The sequence below is a fragment of the Sphingomonas sp. CFBP 8760 genome (assembly GCF_014841615.1).
Lineage (GTDB): Bacteria > Pseudomonadota > Alphaproteobacteria > Sphingomonadales > Sphingomonadaceae > Sphingomonas.
Genome location: NZ_JACYUG010000064.1, coordinates 1 through 660, shown reverse-complemented (window position 1 = coordinate 660; position 660 = coordinate 1). Strand labels below are relative to the sequence as shown.

Sequence of the window (660 nt, the reverse complement as noted above, 5' to 3'; positions counted from 1 at the left end):
GTCTGGGCCGTGTCTCAGTCCCAGTGTGGCTGATCATCCTCTCAGACCAGCTAAGGATCGTCGCCTTGGTGCGCCTTTACCACACCAACTAGCTAATCCTACGCGGGCTCATCCCTCGGCGATAAATCTTTGGACTTACGTCGTCATCCGGTATTAGCAGCCATTTCTAGCTGTTATTCCGAACCAAGGGGCAGATTCCCACGCGTTACGCACCCGTGCGCCACTATCACCCGAAGGCAATCGTTCGACTTGCATGTGTTAGGCATGCCGCCAGCGTTCGTTCTGAGCCATGATCAAACTCTCAAGTTTATGCTACCACACCATCCCAACTGGAATCGCCAGGACAGCGCAGACATCTCAAGGAGCCGCTCTGCACAAAATCTATTACGTATGGATACGTGAAGGACCTGTGAGAACAGCTTATTGCTTACGACATCCAATACGCCTTGATAACGCATCAGACCCCGCAGGCCGCCGCCCACATGTCCCTTCATCTAAATCAACAATGTCAAAGAACCGACAACAATACCCGGCACACCAACCTCTCCGTTTCCGGATCAAGCCAGCATCCCGTCGCTGTCGAAACCACCAGACCAACCATTCAGTCGATCGCTGCGGTGACAGCCCTCTAGCCCCATGACATTTTTACGTCAACAGGGT

1 rRNA gene is annotated in these 660 nt (G+C 53.2%); it reads right to left on the bottom strand.

Annotated elements, in window-relative coordinates:
* Positions 1–309: ribosomal RNA gene (locus tag IFT82_RS20360) — 16S ribosomal RNA — on the bottom strand; the annotation flags it as partial.
* Between the last annotated feature and the right edge of the window lie 351 nt (positions 310–660).